This is a genomic window from Methylocaldum sp. RMAD-M, assembly GCF_017832375.1.
In the GTDB taxonomy this organism is placed as follows: domain Bacteria; phylum Pseudomonadota; class Gammaproteobacteria; order Methylococcales; family Methylococcaceae; genus Methylocaldum.
Map to the genome: position 1 here is coordinate 1 of NZ_JAFIBZ010000040.1, position 18198 is coordinate 18198.

Genomic DNA, 18198 nt, shown 5'->3' on the forward strand with positions numbered 1-18198 from the left:
ACGGTGTCCTCGCTCTCCCGCACGATCCCCGCGATCTCCAGCGCTTTGAGACCCCGCTCGGCCGAGAGCAAGACCATCTGGGCACGAGTTCGGAGTCGTGGGTCCTTGGTCTTTCGATACAGGGTGTCTAACTCACTCTGTTGCGCTTTGCCCAACGGGGGGATCAGGATGGCTTTCATGCCTCCAGTGTACGCCCTTTCCGCAGAACTTTATGGGATGTACTTAGAGCATTTTCCAATTCGGTGTCAGAGAGCCCGATATGTAGGTCGGCAATCCCTTGCCGACGTACCGGCTCGGCAAAGGATTTTGTCGGCAAGGGATTGCCGACCTACGTTTTTCCCGCCCGACACGAAGCCGTACACCGGGATGAAAAACGCTCTAGCCCCTCATCCCACTCGAACACGAGATCGCAGCTTTTGCGGTTCATTGTCCAGGCATCCGCCGGCAACCCGCATGCGTCGTTCGGTTTACCGTATTAAACACCCGAAACCATTACAGCCCTGTGAAGTTTTCACCCGAGACCGACACACCGGGCGGCATCGCGCGGAGATAGCCAAGCTCCGGTCTTCGCTGCTTACACTTTCGACGACCGAACTTATTATTAATCAGGCCCGTAAATACCCTCCTGGTATTTCGGGCCGCCGCCCAGGCCGGTACACGCCCGGCCTGGGCTCACGCGGCTTGTCGCCGCGCCGGGGCATCCCTGCCCCGGATTAACCCGGCCTATATTTATAGGCCGGGTTAATAACCTCCCGGTAATACAACTGTCAGGTCGCCTTAACACGGATGCTGTTTGATACACGGCGGTCCGCCGGGACTCGCCCGGCCTTTCTCAGGAACAAACCGAGGAATATGACACCATGAAACTCAACGAACTCGCCTGTGCCGTAACGCTGATCTTGGCCGGCGGCACCGCCTGCGCCGGCGCCGGGCCGGCCACGACGGTCAAGATCGTCGCTTTCAACGATTTCCACGGCCAGCTCGAATCGCCGGGCTCCTTCGGCGGCAAGCCGGCGGGCGGCGTGGACTGGATCGCCGGGTACGTGTCCAAGCTGAAAAGCGAGAACCGCTACACCACCGTGGTCTCCGCGGGCGACCTGATCGGCGCAACGCCCCTCGTTTCCGCCCTGTTCCACGACGAGCCCACCATCGAGACCATGAACATGGCCGGGCTGGAAATCAACGCCGTCGGGAACCACGAGTTCGACGAAGGCAAGGACGAGCTGAAGCGCATGCAGAAAGGCGGCTGCCATCCTACCGATCCGAACTCCTGCCAGGGCGCCTCGGTCGGCGCGCCTACCGCCGATGATGGTTCCTTTGCCGGCGCGGACTTCAAGTTCCTGGCCGCCAACGTGGTCGACACGGCTACCGGCAAGCCCGTTTTCCCGCCTTATGTCATCAAGAACTACGGCGGCGTCCGCGTGGCCTTCATCGGCATGACCCTCAAGGAAACTCCCACCATCGTCACGCCGTCCGGCGTCTCCGGACTGGAATTCAAGGACGAGGCCGATACCGTCAACGCGCTGATTCCCAAATTGCGGCGGCAGCGGGTCGAAGCCATAGTCGTGCTGATCCATCAGGGCGGCACCCAGCCCGTCGCCCAGAACGCCACGACCATGAACCAGTGCGCCGGCAACCTGGACGGAACCCCCATCAAACCCATCGTCAATCAACTGGACGATGCCGTGGACATGGTGATTTCCGGCCACACCCATCAGGCCTACAACTGCAGGATCGCGAACCGGGAGGGGCGTGAAATCCCGGTGACCAGCGCCAATTCCATCGGACGCATCCTGACCGACATTGACCTGACGATCGACCGGAAAACCCGTGACGTGACGGCAGTCAGCGCCACCAATATTCTGGTGGACCAGACCGACGCGACGGTCACCCCGGACGCCGGCATCAAGGCCGTCGTCGACGGCTACAAGTTACTGGCCCAGCCCATCGCCAACCGGGTAATCGGCGCCATCACCGCCGATATCACCCGCACAGCCAATGCGGCCGGCGAGTCCGCTCTAGGCGACGTCATCGCCGACGCGCAACTGAAAGCCACAGAAGCTTCGGGCTTCGGCGACGCGGTAGCCGCGTTCATGAATCCGGGCGGAATCCGTGCCGACCTGAGTTACGCATCCGGCACGGCCGGCGAAGGCGACGGCCACGTGACCTACGGCGAAGCCTTCACCGTGCAGCCCTTCGGCAACAGCGTGGTGACCATGACCCTGACCGGCGCCCAGATCGAAATTCTGCTGGAACAGCAATTCACCGGCTGCGGCGCCGACAATGCACCGGCCGCCTTCAACTATCCGGCCGGAGACTCCGGCCAGGCGTTCGACCGCATCCTGCAGGTCTCCAAGGGCTTCGCCTATCAGTGGTCGGCCAGCGGTTCGCCTTGCGACAAGGTCGACCCGGCCAGCATTCGGATTAACGGCGAAACCGTCGACCCGGCCGCGAACTATCGCGTCACCGTGAACAGCTTCCTCGCCGACGGCGGGGACAAGTTCTACGTCCTGAAGCTCGGCACCGATCGGCTCGGAGGCGCCCAGGACCTCGACGCCCTCGAAGCCTGGTTCAACCATCCGGAAGCCGATTCCGATCCGGCCGAGCCGGGCGTACAAATCGCGCCCGGTCCGCAAGACCGTATCGTGCGGATTCCCTGAAAAACCGGCGGCGGAGAGCTCCGGCCTCCGCCGCACCGTCTCTGAAACATAGAGCTCTACGCAAATTTTCGAATCCCGGAAACTCCGTTTTCAGGTTGTATTTATTCAACTCGGCATTGGAGTGAACATTCATCGTAGGATGGGTAGAGCGAAGCGAAACCCATCGATGGCGGGTTAGCCCCTCGGTTCCGCGTAACCCACCGATTGACGGTCGTTCGGTGGGTTACGCCGCACGCGAAGCACAGTGATCGGCGATCGGTCAGTGCTGATGTGCGCCTAACCCACCCTACGAAACAATGCCTTATTAAACGCGATTTCGAATAACCTGCCGTCACTCGCCCTTCGGTCCCCATAAACTTACGGTGCCGGACACCTCGTTCGAAACGGCGATCAGAGGCTTGCCGGTCGGACTGTTATGGGCCGGTACGAAGTCGATCACTTCCGGGCCGCTGTCCGGCCCCACCGGCGTGGCTGCAAAATCGCGGTTTTGCAGATATTGGACGATGGCCGGCGAGGTCGGATCGCCCAAATCGACCACGACCACCCCGCCCACGCGCTCGAGGCCGATGAACCCGTAGGTCCGGCCGTCGACCACACCGGTGGCGGCGGCTTCGGGCTCGGGGCCCTTGTTGTCGCTGCGGTCGTCGAAGGTGTTGGCCTCGTTGTTGGAATTGAAGTTGGCGGGCAGCTCCGCGGCGATGATCTGTTCGAGCTGATCTCCGCTGTCATAGACCAGACCGCCGGTTTCGCCGTCCCACACCGAAAACGATCGGGCGCCGAAAGCGTAGACCGTCGATTCCGCATCCGACCCGGCGGCGGGCATCTTCGTGGTTACGGTGAGACGTCCCAGCGCGGCATTGTCGCGCAGCGCCGCCGTGAAGGAGTCATTGGTCGTAACGCTGCGCACACGGGCTTCTTCGACCAGACCGGGATATTCGCGGGCGTCGCCCTCGTTGGCGGAGAGCACATAGTCCTTGCCGCCGATCCGGAAAGCGGCGAGCCCATCCGGCTGGTACATGCCGTAGACCCGCCCCTGAGGCCAGGTGCTGATGTTGATGGCATTGTCGCGATCGCTGGCATCGAGGCCATTGCCGGCCTGCGAGTGGTCTTTGTAGCCGAGGTCGACGATTTTTTCCACCGTGAGGGTTTCAAGGTCGAGTATCGCAATGGCGTTGTTTTCCTGCAGCGACACCCAGGCCTTCCGGCCGTTTTCATCGACCGCGATGTATTCTGGCTCGAGATCGAGCGACGGCCGCGTGGACCCAAAGATGCGCACGCCCGGCGGCAGATCGCCGGCGCGCGGCTGATCCGGGTCGAAGGCTTGGAAACCGATCGTCTTCACCGAAAACTTGCGGCGGGGCAGTACGTCGATCACGCTTACCGAGCCCTCAGGATCGACATGGCCTTCTCCATATCCCGAAGGCTCGCCCTCGTTGGCGACCAAAACCCTCTTGCCGTCCGGCGTGAAGGTCACCATATCGGGGCCGGCGCCGACCTCGACCGCTCGCAGATTGGAACCGCCCGGCGAAAAGAAAACCACTTTGCCCGGTTCGGTGCCCGACTCCACTGCCGCCGCCACGAGCCCGTTCCCGACGGCGACGCTGGTGACTTCGGAACCGTACGCGGACAGGTCGAGCCGCTTGAGACGCACCGGTTGTTTCGGATCGGAGATGTCTACGATGTCGACCGAAGCGTTCGCGGCATTCGAAACGTACATCTTGTCGCCCTTGACGGCCACGACCTCGGCCGAGGTCTGGCCGGTCAGACCGGTGGCATAGCTGCCGACCGGCTCGAACGCGGGGCCTGCTGCGGCGACCGGGCCGGGCAGGATTCCCGCAAACAGGGCGGCAGCACCGACCGAGGTCGTCCGCGCCGCATCGAGCGCGCGAATGCCGCTCGCCAAGGCCCCCTCAAATTTCAAACGGAACAGTTTGGTTTTCATTCTTGTGACTCCGAGTTAGCGCAGGTGAAATGAACGCGGTTCAAAACAATCCTTCCAATGGCTGGACTATCCGAAAGTCGGGACGCTACTGGAATCACGTTAAGGCGGTATGACAAGCCTGCTCCGGAGTATCGGCTAAGCCGGACCTACGCCTAACGCGGAAGGTCGCTTCAAGCGGAAAAAACGAACACCCGTAACACAAACTTAACCCATTTGAAAGAAAGCGAAGATACAGTGTCGCCAGTCTTACAAACGAGAAGTCGAGGAGACCGATCATGCTTGCTCATGTCAGAAAACCGCCTGTCGTTTTTGCATTGGCGCTCGGTCTTGGGTTGAGCCCGGCAGGGCATGCCGCCATCTGGAAAGCGACATTGAATCAATCCAATGCCGAATCCGTGTTTCCGGACAATGCGGATTACCTGACCGTGTTCATCCGGGACGGCAGCGATGCCGCCGGACTTTTGCTGAACGGCTATACGACGACGAGTGATGACGTCGTGTTCAGCGTCGACGCGCTTTCCGTGCTGGACTCGAAAGCGGGTACCAACTACGGTATCGATACTTTTGCATTCAACACCACATTAAACCCTGGCGGTTTCACCGCTAATAACTTCAAGTTGCCCAGCGGATGGAGCCTCGGGTCCGGCAATGCCGATGGCTTCGGCGATTTTGAACTCAAGACAGGCGGCGGCCAAGACCGCTACGATCCGGTCTGGTTCGCCATCACCGGGATCAACGGCGATAACGCAAACCACTATTTCGCTCTTTCCGGTAAAAACGCCGGCCAGGGCAATTATTACTTCGCCGCCCACGTCGCCGGTTTCAACGAAGCCCTGACCGGCGGAACGGGCGGCGCGTGGTTTGCAGGCTCGAACGGTCAACCGGGTACCGCGCCCGAACCTGTTCCCGTTCCCGCAGCTTTTTGGCTGTTCGGCTCCGCTGTCACCGGTTTCGCTTTCGCCTCCCGGCACTCCAAGCCACGCCTCGTGTAAAAAGGGAGTCTTGAAGAAGAAAGACGCGGAGCCTATCGCTCGTTGCCGGATGAAGAACGAGGTTGCGTGTAAATGGTGGCCGATAAACGCGAACCGAAACACCGGGACCGTACGAGCGCCACTCACTCCGCGCCAATGGCTGGAGGTGCTCCTTGCCGCAGCCTGATCCTCGGCATTAGCGGTGCGCGGTAGAGCATCCGCCTCACTTCGGATGAAAGACCGATGCCACCGGGCCACTTGCGTGCTTGCAAAATAAGCAGCCGGTTTGACGGAGATCAAGTCTCAATCTGGATGCCGACTGCGGCGCTGGCTATCATGCCTTAGATGTTGACGCAGACCCGCCGGGTAGCCCGCAGACGGAGCGGATGATCCCCCGGGACGTCTCGCCTGCGCCAACCACGCACCTCCCGCCTCACCCCGACCGTCCCGATAGCCGGGCGAAGCTTCGGGGGGGCCGAGTTCAAGCTTTCCAACTAACGAGGAGTTGTCCTTATGAATAACCATCTTGGCGACGACCGATCGTGCCGCGCTTATTTCCACATCGTCGACATCGACCCCGCCACCGAGAGCGTCGTGATCCAATACGTCGAGAATGACTGGATACGAGGAATGGACCAGACTCGGCACCTGCCTTGGGTGGAGTTCTTGAACGGCTTGAGGGAGGGGCGCTATGAAATTCATCGCGCGAACTGACGACTGAGCCCCTTCGGCGGCAGCCGTCCGCTTCCTCCATGATCTTCCAAACGCATCCCACGCGGCGAATCGCGATCTCGGTCCGGCCTTCCGAACCCGCCGACAATCGACTCGGATTTCGAATCATCGCTGCCGTCCCGAAATCATCCTGACGGATGAACCATGTTCGGCGTTCGATCCCATTGCGACGGCCAAAATCGAGCACCTGGCCGCGGAATTGAAGCGTCAATTCACCCTTGTAATCGTGACCCATTCGCTACAGCAGGCCGCGCGGGTTTCGGAGCGCATCGGATTTTTCCATCTGGGACGATTGATTGAAGTGGGGGAAACGGCCGAGGTCCTTACCCATCCGCGTCATCCCTTGACCAAAAGCTATATCACCGGCCGCATCGGCTGATTCCGAATTCCGATACCGGGCGCTTGACGCGACGACCGTATGCCCCTGACCTTTTTCGTAAAAGGGTTCTCGATGCCGCATTAGAGCGTTTTCATCTCGCTCGTACGGCAAAACAGGCTTGGCGGAAGTCGTGGCGCCTTGAGTTCGGGTGAATTGCTTCAATTCGTAGGTCGGCAATCCTTTGCCGACGAAGACGCGTGGCCGGGACGTGGCGTCGGGAAGGGATTCCCGACCTACAGGGTGCATGGTTGTAGGTCGGCAATCCCTTGCCGACGAACCCTTTGGCCCAACGGCGGCGTCGGGAAGGGTCGCGACTAAAGCGACCGTTTGCGATTGGGAAGGGATTCCCGACCTACTCGCGAATGCCCGTACAGTAGGTATAAAAATGCTCTAATCGAACTGCACGGCAGGATGGTCGATACTTTCAGCAGCCGCGAAGCGATCTCCACCCCCGGCCTACCGCCTCAAACGGTTCGCTGAACATGTGCCGTCGGCTGTCCGACGTTCACAATAAAATCACCGAGTATCCAGGTGAAGGATTCTCTTTTCCCGAATTCTTCGACGCGCCGAACGCATAGGTATTACCGTATTTTTATCGGCAGGTTTGATATTTTCCGTTTCGAGGTTGCGATCCGTTCTCTGATTCTGTTTAATTCGATTAACTGGATTTTCAAGGAATAAGATTATGCTGCTTTGGTTATTTCTGACCGCAGCTCTATTGTTAAGCATAGAACGGATAACCTACCTGTGGATTTGGCATCATCCTGATACCTTTAAGGCTGTCTGCAAATATCCCGCAATCGTTCGTTTTGGCGAGCCGATTTCCGCCCTGGAGAAGTTATTTTATATATTCAAGATATTGCAAATAGGGATATTCCTTGCCTGGTGCATGCTGCTAGGGAATACCCTGATTCCACTCCCCACCAGCAGTCTGGTTCCAATGTCATTGGGGATTGGGTTGATTGTTATCGGCCAAGTATTTAATTTCGGCGTCTTTTATCGCCTAGGGCGGTCCGGAGTGTTCTACGGCAACAAGTTCGGTTATGAAATCCAGTGGTGCAACGCCTTCCCATTTTCAGTGCTTAGCCACCCGCAATACGTCGGTACATTATTGTCGATTTGGGGCTTTTTTCTGGTCATGAGATTCCCTCATGACGACTGGATTCTGTTACCTCTTGTGGAGACTTTATATTACGGCGTCGGCGCGTACTATGAGCGTTGATCGATAAGGAAGCTCTGATTATTGCTTCGGCAGTTAAATCAGAATCATCGTTCGAATGCATCTCCGATCTTACCTTGCCCAATCAATGACTTGGGTTAATCGCAATTTGCCGAAAATCGCGCTTTAATTGCCGAAGCGATACTAAACGTAAACGAATGAATGTCACTTTGCTCGTCATTCCGGCATGGATTGCCGGAATCCAGAAACCAGGGATGGCAAGGCTGATACATCCATGTAACCTGGACCCCGGCATTCCCCGCCAGGGTGACGGTATAACTTTTCTTTCTTATCACTTAGTAAGTCCTTCGACAGGCTCAGGACGAACGGAAACGGATTGATTCCGTTCATAGTGAGCCTGTCGAACCATGAGCGGAATCGACTTATTCAGAGTTTCCATAACGGAAGCATCAGCAGTCGTCGCCCCATGCGGATGACGGTGCCCTGTTCCAGCTGAGGGCAGAGCTTGAACCCGTTGGGCGCCAAAACGATGATCGTCGAACCATGCTGAAACCACCCTAGTTCGTCACCTTTACGAAATGGCGCTTTGCATGGAATCACGTTAGGGCCGCGGTACTTGAGGTGCAGCAGAACATCCAGGAAATGAAGCCGTATGCTGGCCACGAGCACGGCGGCAACGGGCACCAAAGCGATTAGGTGATTGCCGGGGCTCAACCGCGTCCGCAGTACGGCGCGCTCGTTCTTGCAAAAAAGACCCGGTATTCGCCTGAGGGCAACCGGATTGACATTCCAGGTGTCTCCCGAAATGTAGGTAACCTGATCGATCTCGCAGTCATACGGCGCGTGGAACCGGTGGTACATGCCGGAAGTGAGCCGTAAGGTCACGTAATAGCCATTACGGTAATGGCTTGCCAATTCCCCATCACAAACCAGTTCGTTCAGGGCGTACGGGATGCCTTTGGCCTGAAACAGCGTCGTGCCTTCGATATCGCCATGTGCCCCTATGATGGCGTCGCACGGACTGACCAGAACGCCGGGATCATCGTCGACGGGACGGGCGCCTTCCTTAAGTTCGCGGGTGAAGCATTCGTGCATGCTGCGGAACTTCGTTTTCTTGGCGTCGCTCAGGTCGACTTGGGCAAACAGCCGCCACAAGGCAATGGATAGACGACAGACCAGAGGATGCTCGATTTGGCTGAACCAACCCACGAACCGCGTGAGAAATTGGCGCGGAATGCGATTGGTCAGCAAAAAATTGACATCGTCCTGTTGGGTAATTTGCGCGATTAGGGAGCGTAAGGTCATTGTTTGTAGGGCTTTGTACTATCGGTGCTCATCTCCAAAAGCCACAGGACACGCATTATTGTTCCGGCAGTCGCGAGCGATGCCTGTCCTGAGCTCAGTCGAAGGGCCTGTCCTGAGCCCGGTCGAAGGGCGCTTCCCGATGGTCGGCACATCCTACGGACTGCATTTGTCGAAGATCGCTTCTTTGTGCCAAAGCAATAACTACGGAATCATGCGAGTCATCCGGCTGTCATCGTTCAGTCAGGAAATTGCATTAACTCTGTAACACTCGAATCTTATCCTTAATGGATGGATTGGCATCGAATGGTCAGCCGCCTTGAAGTGCTGTGGCAGCAGGGATGCTCGTTGATTCTTTGGGTTTCGGACTTTTTGCTTTGTCTCTTTCTCTCCTGTCCGCACGGCGCTGTTCGTACGCTTCACGCACGGACACACCGTGCTTTTTTTTGCGCTATTCATCGGAGGATCTATGCACGGTTTTCTTAAAGCTCTGGAAATACAACGTTGGGACGATCACCGTTACTATCATCACAGCCGGATAAACCAGTCGCTGCATTTCGTCAGCGCGCTGAGTTTCGTATTGGCTTACGCCTTGGTGTTCACCGATCCGGTCGCCGCGGCGCTGATCGGGTGGCTGTTCGCAATGCTCACCCGTCAAACCGGTCACTTCTTCTTCGAGCCGAAAGGATATGACGTCGTCAATCAGGCGACCCACGAGTACAAGGAACAGGTGAAGGTCGGCTATAACCTAAGGCGGAAGGTGGTCCTCATGGCTATCTGGGCACTCTCTCCGATCGCTCTTTACCTGGACCCAACGCTGTTCGGGCTTTTCGACTCCAACTCCACCGACAGTAGTTTCATGCACCACCTGGGCTTGTTATGGCTCGCGATCGGAATCGGCGGCCTGCTGTTCCGAACCGTGCAACTGTTCTTCCTGAGAGACGTCCAAACCGGGCTGGTTTGGTTGGCCAAAATCCTTACCGATCCGTTTCACGACATCAAGCTGTACTACAAATCCCCTATTTGCCTGCTCCGAGGACAGCTCATCGATCCCATGACATCTGAAAAAGAGGAATCGGAACAGCACGCTTGAGCTCCGCCAGGGTTCCAAATTCATTTTATGAAGGCCGCGACGGAAAGCGGCCAGCCCTTTCAAACCGATACGATCAACAAACTCTGAGCATACGTATCCGGACTCGTTCAGCATTTGTCACCCACAGATGCGTGTAGAACCAGCGAGGAAACGGAAGCTCGCGCTTAATCCTAGCCTTCTCGGTTTTGACGGTACTCGGAACCTACTAACCGGAAACGCTTGGCAAGCATCTCGCGAAGCACCTGTCGTCTTATGGCCTTGTTGGACAATCCCCCCTCGTACCACCACCATCCGTCCTGCCTCATCTTCTCGGCCGCGGTCACGAAGCGCTCCGCCACGGTTTTGAAATCGGATTCGGTGTAATTGAGGCTGAAGATGAGCCGGCCGGTTCCTACCCAGCTCAGGGTCAGATCCTGCGCACGCAGGTAATATTGAAACATCCAGTTGTAGCGGGAGGGCCGGGTATAGAAAACAGTCCAGATGGACGCCAGATTGGCCACCCGTACCGGCAGGTCCTGGTCGCGAAGCCTTTGATTCAACTGCTCGGCCCTGGCATTCCACACGGAATCCAGGTCCCGATAGAGATTCCGGATCTCGGGTTTGTCGAGACAATTCAGGAATTCATTCATCGCCGCCATCACGTAAGGATGGGAATTGAATGTGCCCCTGGCAAAGCAGATATCCGTAGGTCGGTCGTCGCGAAAGCGCTTCATCAAGTCCTTGCGGCCGCATACGACGCCGACGGGCAGGCCGCCGCCCAAAGTCTTGCCGTAGGTGACCATGTCGGCCTGAACGCCGAAATATTCCTGAGCGCCGCCCGGCGCCAGGCGGAAGCCGGTAAACACCTCGTCGAAGATCAGGACGATGCCCCTTTCACTGCACACCGTGCGTAGCCGCTTCAACCAGTCCGTGTAAGCCGCCCGATCGAAACCGGCGGATCGGCTGCTGTCGATCAGGGTTCCATCGCCCGGAGCGCTCGCATTCGGATGCAGCGCCTGCAAAGGATTCACCAGTACGCAGGCGATGTCCCGGCGCTTGCGAAGCACGCGCAGCGTATCGTCGTCCATGTCTTTCAGCGTGTAGGTTTCGTGCGCCGGCACCGGGTTGCCGACCCCGGGCTGCACGTCGCCCCACCAGCCGTGATATGCACCGCAGAAGCGCACCACATAAGCTCGCCCGGCGTGGTACCGCGCCAGCCGCACCGCCTGCATCACCGCTTCGGTGCCGGACATGTGGAACGACACTTCGTCGAGTCCCGAGATGAGTTTCAGCCGCTCCACGTTGCTGACGATCACCGGATGATAAAGGCCCAGTACAGGTCCCAGCTCGTGAACGCGCTCGCCGGCCCGTTGCAGGCACTCCTTGTAAAAGTCGTAACCGAACACGTTGACGCCGTAAGACCCCGCGAGATCGTAGGAGACGTTGCCGTCCGGGTCGGTGAGGGTGACTCCCGAAGACGATTGAACGAAGGCGCCGGTTTTGAGGTATTCGCGGACCAAGCGCCTGAACTGGAAGGGTACGCGATAGGCGGAGGTGAACTGCAAATCCGAGATGCCGTCCGCCGCCGACTCGTTGAGCTCGAGCGTACGCGGAGACCGCTTGCGCAAGAACTCCGCAAGCCGCATGAATCCGGCGCGCCGTTGTGCGGCGATTTCTTCCGGAGCGCCATCGCAGCGAAAAAAATGTTCCTCGTCGTATTCGTAGAACGGCACCAGCTTGGCGATGCGGCGGGATAGATTGGAATGCCCCGCCAGGGAGGGGTGCTTGGCCCTCGACAGATCCAGTCTCAGTTTCAATTTCGGCAGCGCCGCCGCAGCGACAGCCGCGCCCAGCCAGTAAAAGGCTACGCTTGTATCCATTTCATTCCTCGGCGATGGGACATTACGGCAAGGGCTCGCCAAACCGGTAGGACGCGAAGAGCAACTTCATGTCCACCGGTGGCATGAGAAATCCGAGTTTCATATCGGCCAGAATGATGATCCCCAAAGGTGCCTAGGTTTCTTCGTGAAGGACTCCTCGGGCGTCAACGTGCTCCAAACTGTAACAATCGAATGTTTCAGATTTGTTGCATGGCAACCCCAGATCGCATTCGTCCGTTCTGGAACAAGATCTCGGTGTCAGCTTTGGAGAGCGGGACTCGGCATGCCGCGTCCGAACGCGCTTGTGTTTCGGAAACTGTCACATGATCTTCAAACGGTCGTCACAAAACACCGCTACCGTTTCTCCGACACGGGTCCATCAACGGACTCAAGGGCGCGGATGTCGGTGTCAACGAAACATCGTCCGGCGCCGCTCTACGGCCGACCGCCTTGTGGTTTTTTAAGCTGCGGCCTGACACGGTTGACGGCAAGGGGCGCATTCAGGAAAAGCCTTGCGATCGGCGACGCCCGATAGACTTTTACATACTCGGCAACGATTGTTTTTTCAAAACCCGAAATGACTGCGGAAACAAGCAAATCACGCTCAGAACCGACCGGACTGCTCTTTTATCGAAACATCGTCGCTTTGAATGCCGAAAGGCATCAGTCGTTAAGAATCGGCGCCGCCAACGACCATCGTTTCGCGGCAAAGAGCCATTGGGTTCCGCTCCTCGCGGCGGAATTCGCCGAAGCCTGCAAGGACTACCCGATCGGTTTCGCCAAGGCGGGCAATGACGGTTGGGTTCCAGTGGCCGTGCTTGGATTCGAACGGGAGGAAAATCTTTTCATCGACGGACACGGACACTGGACGGCGGATTACGTGCCGGCCTTCGTTCGCCGATACCCTTTCATTCTGGCGGAAAGCGACGTCGATCCCGAACCGCAGCACGTGGTCTGCGTGGACGAAACCTGCGGGTGGTTGAGTGTTGAAGCGGAAGGGGAACCGCTATTCGTCGGCGGAAAGCCTTCTGCTTATCTGCGAGAAACCATGGATTTCCTCCAGGACTACCATCAACAGGCCAAGCGAACCGCGCGGTTCGGTCAAAAACTTGCCGACTGGAATCTGCTGATCGAGACGCAGGCGGCGGCCACCACGTCGGCCGGGCAGAGCTTCGGGCTGTCGGGCTTTTGGATCGTCGATGAAACGGCATTGAATCGGTTGACGATCGAGAAACTGCACGAGCTTCACACGGCGGGCGAACTCGGCTGGGTTTTCCTGCATCTGGCCTCGCTGACCAATTTCCGCAAACTGCTGGTGCGGAAGAATACTGCGGCTGCGTGACTCTCCGCGCATCTAACCCACGCTGCACCGGAAACATGAACGAAACCTTGTTTTCAGCCGTTACTAATTCCAAATCGCTTTCAATCAGGAATCAATTTTTGTAAGAGTGGGTTAGGCGGCGAGGCCGTAACCCACTGAGCGACCTCGGACCTGTCCTGAGCCAAGTCGAAGGGTCGGTGGGTTACGCTTCGCTAACCCACCCTACGATTCATGTTCATTCGAATGCCGAATGCAATAAGAATCCGGCATGACTATGTGTCGCGGCGGGGCATGCCCGCCCCGCCGCTGAACGCACGGATCCTACGAACCGATGATGCCGCCATCGTCCTTGGTGATGACCAGGACGGAGGAACGCGGACGGCTCAGGCCCGGCGTGTTGGGCAAGGGCTGGCCGGCGCTGTTGACGGTGAACTGGCTTTGCGGCCAGTTGCTGTACTGCGTCGGGTTAGACGCGGGCGAATCTTCGCCGGGATGCTGGACGCCGACGAATAGGGTCTTGCCGTCGGGCGTGCTGGTGACGCCGGTGACTTCGCACTTGTGGGGTCCGGTCAGGAAGCGGCGCACTTCCTTGGTGTTGGGGTCCGCGCAGGCCATGATGTTGGCACCGATGTTGACCCAATCGCCGCTCGCATCGCCGGCCTGGTCGGTCTGTATCCACAGCCGTCCGAACTGGTCGAACCACAGGCCGTCCGGCGCTCCGAAATCGGCGGAGCCCGCCGGTGCGTCGACAATGTCGCCCTCATAGTACGGACCGGTGCCGGCGGCGCCGTTCACCAGATTGCCGGACTGATAATTCGCCCCCAGAGTCTTGGCGGTGATCGAATCGCCGCAGAGCATGAAGATGTCCCACTCGAAGCCGGTCGCGGTGACGACATTGCCGTCCTCGCGCCAGCGGATGATGTGACCGTAGTCGTTGTCCGGGCGCGGGTTGGCCATATCCACCGGCGGACGTGCGCTGGCGGCCGTCGTCGTGCCGTCGGCCTTGTTGGACGAGGTCGCCGGCGTACTGCCGCCACCGCCGCGGCGGTTGTTGTTGGTCAAGGTGCAATAGATTTCCAGCGGACGCTGGTCGTTGTAGACCGAGTAACCTTTGAACGAAAACTCGGGATCGTAATAAGTGCGCAGCGCGGTCCATTCCGGGCGGTCCATCATGGTGGCGCCGACCGCATCGGCGGCCTGACGGGTCTTGATCAGGATCAGGGCCTGCACTTCCGCGTCGTCCGCGCCGGCAAACTGCGGCAGCTCGCGCAGCTTGTAGTATCCGCCCGCGCCATTGGGAATCACGGACGTCGTATCCGGCTCCAGCGCGATCCATTCGCCGCGATAGGTTTCCGCTCCGGCGCCAGGCATGTCGGTGAACCTGGCGACGTAGAGCGTGCCTTTGTCCAGCAGGTTGCGATTGTCGGCGCGTTTGTGGCGATTGAACCGTTTGGCGGCAACGAATTTGTAGATGTATTCGTTGCGTTCGTCGTCGCCCATGTAAAAGGCGACCCGGCTGTTGCCATCCACGGCTACCTGAGCGCTCTCGTGCTTGAATCGGCCCATGGCGGTGCGCTTGACCGGCTTGCTCTCGGGATCGAAAGGATCGATTTCCACCACCCAGCCGAACAAATAGGGCTCCAGCGGGTTGGTGGCTGCATTAAACCGCGGGTCGGCTTCATGCCAGCGATAGCCGAAGCCGCCGGCCACGATGCCATAACGGGCCTGATCGTTGAGAATTGCTGCGCGGTTCGGATCGGCCGCATCGACGCTTTCGCCGCTGTTCCACCCGAAGTAGCCGTTCCAGTTTTCTTCGCAGGTCAGATAGGTGCCCCAGGGGGTGTAACCGTGTGCGCAGTTGTTGAGCGTTCCGTTGCAATGATGGCCGTCGTTGACGCCGATTTCGACCGAGCCCGTCGGCTGGATGTCGAATTTCTTCGACTTCATCAAGTCATGCCCGGCTGCGGGACCGGAAACTTTCATCCGGGTGTTGCCGGTGATGCGGCGGCCGAAGGGTGAGGTACTGATGACCTGCCATTTTCCGCGGTTCTTGCGTACTTCGACCACCGATATGCCATGGCCGGCCTGGGATTTGCGCACCTTCGCGATGGTGACGCCGGCGCCGCCGGCCAAACCTTCCGCGCCGTGCAGAATTTCTTCGTGAGTGTATTCGTGATTGACGCACAACAAGCCGCGCACCGGATTCCTTCCATGACCGATGCCGTGCGAGGAAATTGGAAAGTAGTGCATGCCGTCGTTATGCATGCCGAACTGCTTTTCCTGAGCGGCGGCATCCTGGCTGGCGTCTTCGTCCCAAGCCGGCGCGCGCTTCATGATTGGATCTCCCCAGGACGCCAGTACTTCCACCGTATATCCTGCCGGGACCGTTACTTTATCGGCGACCGGCGCCAGGCTGGGCGGTACGCTCTCGAAACCGATCCCGGCGAAGCCGTTGCCGGCGGGCAGCGGCGCGGCTTCCACAGCGCCAATGATGCTCTTCATGTTGACGCCGCCGATGGCAGCCAGAACAGACGCGCTGATCGTCGTTTGCATGAAATGCCGACGCCCCAAGTCGGTACGCTCGATCACGTCGCGAATGGATTCGTTGCCCGACGGATTCATGGTCACGTCGTTTTTCGGATGTCGCTCACCTTTCATCGAATACTCCAGAGTTCTTGTTGGAATTGGTCACCACGCAGGAATAAGCCGCGGATATTCCGATGCGGTTGCCGGCACATTCACTGCGGGTCGGGCGTAACTTAGCCGACCATCATGACCGGCTAATGAATGTTTGATGACATGTGGATGTCGGACGCGGGATTTCCGAGGTGCGGTCAGGGGGAAGGCCGAGCGAGTGACAGGATCGGCGATCGTTATGTTGGAATATGCACATGATCGTTCGGCCAAGGCGTCGTAGATCGGGAATCCCGTCGCGGCCCAGCGTCGGCAAAGGATTGCCGACCTACGACACCTTGAGTCGCAAAATGGCAAACTTCTGAGGAATCGCCGTGGAGCATTCGTAGGTCGGCAATCCTTTGCCGACGCACCCGTTGGCCCAACTGCACCGTCGGGAAGGGCGGCTTCGGCGCTCCTGGAAGGATCGGTTCGGTGCTCCCGAACCGATCGTTTGCGATTGGAGACACCGTTTGCGATTGGGAGGGATTCGCGACCTACGCGCGAGTGCCCGTACAGTAGATATGAAAATGCTCTAGCCGATATCCTGAGTAACCGGCGTTTCCGCGTCTTGCGAGGATTTCGCGGTGGAAAAGTACGCGAGGACCACGCCGACCTCGAATAACAGCCAAATCGGCACGGCCATGAGAGTTTGCGAGATGACGTCGGGCGGCGTCAGAACAGCGCCGACGATGAACGCCGCCACGATGGCGTACGGGCGTTTTTCTTTCAGGTCGCGGTAATCGACTGCACCGCTCTTGACCAGGAGCAAGGTCAATATCGGAACCTCGAACACGGCGCCGAAGGCAAGCAAGAGAGACAGCACGAAATCCAGATAATGGGAAATATCGGTCATGACGGCGACTCCCTGCGGGGCGGCAGCGGCCATGAAGCCGAATATCACCGGAAAGACCGCGAAATAGGCGAATGCGATACCGACGTAGAACAAGATCGTACTGGCCAGCAAGAGCGGGATGAACACGCGTCTTTCATGACGATAAAGGCCGGGCGCGACGAAGGCCCAGGCTTCGTAGAGGATGCACGGCACGGCGAGGAACACCGCCACCGCAAAGGTCAGCTTGAAAGGCGTCAGAAACGGCGAGGCCACCTCGATGGCGATCATCTGCGAGCCCGCCGGCAAATGCCGCATCAGCGGTTCGGCCAGACAGGAATAGATGGGGTTGGAAAAATAAACCAATCCAAGAAAAAGCAGCAGCACGGCGAGGACGGATCTGAGCAATCGATTCCTCAGCTCGACCAGATGGCTCATCCAGCCCATTTCGCCAAGACTCTCGGACTCCATGTCAGGCTTCCGGTTGCGCATTTCTACCACCGTTACCGATTGTGGAGGCGTCCGTTTCCGGCTCGGAGCCCGTCCGCTTCGCGCGGGATGACGGCGTCTCTTCCAAGAGAGAGATACGCCTGCCGGCTTTCACGTTCAATGACTGCCTGATCTCTTCGAGTTCCAGTTCGCGATCGATATCCGCCTTGACCGACCCTATGGCGGACTTTGCCTTCCGAACCCACAGTGCCGTCTTGCGGGCCACGCGTGGCAACCGCTCGGGCCCCAGGACCAGCAGGCTGACAGCGCCCACGAGCACCATTTCCCAAAAGCCGATCTCGAACATAACGACGGGCAGTAGAAGAGAGATTAGGCCTTCGGGCTTGCGACGTCGGACGGCGAAGTCCCGAATTCCGCATCACGTTCGCCAACGGGAGACTTGTCGTCCTCGGCTTCGTTCATGGATTTTCTGAAACTCCGAATCGCCCCGCCGAGATCGCCGCCTATGGTCCGCAGCTTCTTGGTGCCGAAAATCAGAAGGACGATCATAAAAACCAGCAACAATTCCCAAACGCCTATGCCCATGTGTACCTCAAAAAAATTATTAATCAGGCCCGTAAATACCCTCCTGGTATTTCGGGCCGCCGCCCAGGCCGGTACACGCCCGGCCTGGGCTCACGCGGCTTGTCGCCGCGCCGGGGCATCCCCGCCCCGGATTAACCCGGCCTATATTTATAGGCCGGGTTAATAAATCTCGAACGAAGTCCGCGCACGCTAGCAGGCGCGCGTTACGAGAGAATGACC

Annotated in this window: 14 protein-coding genes; 7 read left to right on the forward strand and 7 right to left on the reverse strand. The window is 58.5% G+C overall.

Annotated features, from left to right (window positions below; genetic code table 11):
- The first annotated feature begins 860 nt into the window (after positions 1-860).
- A complete protein-coding gene (locus JOD69_RS22475; protein ID WP_086134634.1) occupies positions 861-2660 on the forward strand; it encodes a bifunctional metallophosphatase/5'-nucleotidase in 1800 nt (599 codons plus the stop codon).
- A 331-nt stretch (positions 2661-2991) separates the two neighbouring features.
- On the opposite strand, the gene JOD69_RS22480 is transcribed toward JOD69_RS22475, so the two are convergent.
- Complete coding sequence (locus JOD69_RS22480) at positions 2992-4602, reverse strand: choice-of-anchor I family protein (RefSeq protein WP_086134633.1); 1611 nt, start codon at positions 4600-4602, stop codon at positions 2992-2994.
- A gap of 275 nt (positions 4603-4877) precedes the next feature.
- Between JOD69_RS22480 and JOD69_RS22485 the strand changes: the two genes are divergently transcribed.
- The 4 genes from JOD69_RS22485 (at position 4878) to JOD69_RS22500 (ending at position 7906) form a co-directional block, all read left to right on the forward strand.
- On the forward strand, positions 4878-5594 hold the full coding sequence (locus JOD69_RS22485) for a hypothetical protein (RefSeq protein WP_210024313.1): 717 nt from the start codon (positions 4878-4880) through the stop codon (positions 5592-5594).
- 492 nt (positions 5595-6086) lie between these two features.
- Positions 6087-6287: a hypothetical protein gene (locus JOD69_RS22490; RefSeq protein WP_077730057.1), complete on the forward strand. Its 201-nt coding sequence runs from the start codon at positions 6087-6089 to the stop codon at positions 6285-6287.
- A 244-nt stretch (positions 6288-6531) separates the two neighbouring features.
- Positions 6532-6684, forward strand: a complete 153-nt coding sequence (locus JOD69_RS22495; RefSeq protein WP_210024314.1) for a hypothetical protein — start codon at positions 6532-6534, stop codon at positions 6682-6684.
- 685 nt (positions 6685-7369) lie between these two features.
- The gene (locus JOD69_RS22500; RefSeq protein WP_210024315.1) at positions 7370-7906 is read left to right on the forward strand and encodes a methyltransferase; all 537 of its coding nucleotides are present in this window, start codon (positions 7370-7372) and stop codon (positions 7904-7906) included.
- A gap of 384 nt (positions 7907-8290) precedes the next feature.
- Here JOD69_RS22500 and asd read toward each other — a convergent pair whose 3' ends face one another.
- The gene (gene asd / locus JOD69_RS22505; protein ID WP_210024316.1) at positions 8291-9169 is read right to left on the reverse strand and encodes an archaetidylserine decarboxylase; all 879 of its coding nucleotides are present in this window, start codon (positions 9167-9169) and stop codon (positions 8291-8293) included.
- 466 nt (positions 9170-9635) lie between these two features.
- On the opposite strand from asd, the gene JOD69_RS22510 reads away from it, so the two are divergent.
- Positions 9636-10259: a hypothetical protein gene (locus JOD69_RS22510; RefSeq protein WP_077730054.1), complete on the forward strand. Its 624-nt coding sequence runs from the start codon at positions 9636-9638 to the stop codon at positions 10257-10259.
- A gap of 170 nt (positions 10260-10429) precedes the next feature.
- On the opposite strand, the gene JOD69_RS22515 is transcribed toward JOD69_RS22510, so the two are convergent.
- Positions 10430-12118 carry an aminotransferase class III-fold pyridoxal phosphate-dependent enzyme gene (locus JOD69_RS22515; RefSeq protein ID WP_210024317.1) on the reverse strand — a complete coding sequence of 563 codons (1689 nt, stop codon included), beginning with the start codon at positions 12116-12118 and terminating at the stop codon, positions 10430-10432.
- Positions 12119-12695: 577 nt separating this feature from the next.
- Between JOD69_RS22515 and JOD69_RS22520 the strand changes: the two genes are divergently transcribed.
- Positions 12696-13460 carry a SapC family protein gene (locus JOD69_RS22520; protein WP_077730051.1) on the forward strand — a complete coding sequence of 255 codons (765 nt, stop codon included), beginning with the start codon at positions 12696-12698 and terminating at the stop codon, positions 13458-13460.
- Positions 13461-13760: 300 nt separating this feature from the next.
- Here JOD69_RS22520 and JOD69_RS22525 read toward each other — a convergent pair whose 3' ends face one another.
- The 4 genes from JOD69_RS22525 to tatA form a co-directional block, all read right to left on the reverse strand.
- A complete protein-coding gene (locus JOD69_RS22525; protein ID WP_210024318.1) occupies positions 13761-16097 on the reverse strand; it encodes a PhoX family phosphatase in 2337 nt (778 codons plus the stop codon).
- 550 nt (positions 16098-16647) lie between these two features.
- The gene (gene tatC / locus JOD69_RS22530) at positions 16648-17415 is read right to left on the reverse strand and encodes a twin-arginine translocase subunit TatC (protein ID WP_086134625.1); all 768 of its coding nucleotides are present in this window, start codon (positions 17413-17415) and stop codon (positions 16648-16650) included.
- A gap of 1 nt (position 17416) precedes the next feature.
- Positions 17417-17740 (reverse strand): Sec-independent protein translocase protein TatB, encoded by a 324-nt coding sequence (gene tatB / locus JOD69_RS22535; protein ID WP_086134624.1) that lies wholly within the window; start codon positions 17738-17740, stop codon positions 17417-17419.
- Between the two features lie 23 nt (positions 17741-17763).
- Positions 17764-17979, reverse strand: coding sequence for a twin-arginine translocase TatA/TatE family subunit (tatA, locus tag JOD69_RS22540; protein ID WP_077730047.1), 216 nt, complete (start codon positions 17977-17979; stop codon positions 17764-17766).
- Between the last annotated feature and the right edge of the window lie 219 nt (positions 17980-18198).

What these genes read in the sequence shown, in the direction of transcription:
- tatC (WP_086134625.1), bottom strand. Translation starts at nt 17,415, where the DNA reads ATGGAGTCCGAGAGTCTTGGCGAAATGGGCTGGATGAGCCATCTGGTC.
- JOD69_RS22510 (WP_077730054.1), top strand. Translation starts at nt 9,636, where the DNA reads ATGCACGGTTTTCTTAAAGCTCTGGAAATACAACGTTGGGACGATCAC.
- JOD69_RS22475 (WP_086134634.1), top strand. Translation starts at nt 861, where the DNA reads ATGAAACTCAACGAACTCGCCTGTGCCGTAACGCTGATCTTGGCCGGC.
- JOD69_RS22525 (WP_210024318.1), bottom strand. Translation starts at nt 16,097, where the DNA reads ATGAAAGGTGAGCGACATCCGAAAAACGACGTGACCATGAATCCGTCG.
- tatA (WP_077730047.1), bottom strand. Translation starts at nt 17,979, where the DNA reads ATGGGCATAGGCGTTTGGGAATTGTTGCTGGTTTTTATGATCGTCCTT.
- asd (WP_210024316.1), bottom strand. Translation starts at nt 9,169, where the DNA reads ATGACCTTACGCTCCCTAATCGCGCAAATTACCCAACAGGACGATGTC.
- JOD69_RS22485 (WP_210024313.1), top strand. Translation starts at nt 4,878, where the DNA reads ATGCTTGCTCATGTCAGAAAACCGCCTGTCGTTTTTGCATTGGCGCTC.
- JOD69_RS22515 (WP_210024317.1), bottom strand. Translation starts at nt 12,118, where the DNA reads ATGGATACAAGCGTAGCCTTTTACTGGCTGGGCGCGGCTGTCGCTGCG.
- JOD69_RS22520 (WP_077730051.1), top strand. Translation starts at nt 12,696, where the DNA reads ATGACTGCGGAAACAAGCAAATCACGCTCAGAACCGACCGGACTGCTC.
- JOD69_RS22480 (WP_086134633.1), bottom strand. Translation starts at nt 4,602, where the DNA reads ATGAAAACCAAACTGTTCCGTTTGAAATTTGAGGGGGCCTTGGCGAGC.
- JOD69_RS22500 (WP_210024315.1), top strand. Translation starts at nt 7,370, where the DNA reads ATGCTGCTTTGGTTATTTCTGACCGCAGCTCTATTGTTAAGCATAGAA.
- JOD69_RS22490 (WP_077730057.1), top strand. Translation starts at nt 6,087, where the DNA reads ATGAATAACCATCTTGGCGACGACCGATCGTGCCGCGCTTATTTCCAC.
- tatB (WP_086134624.1), bottom strand. Translation starts at nt 17,740, where the DNA reads ATGTTCGAGATCGGCTTTTGGGAAATGGTGCTCGTGGGCGCTGTCAGC.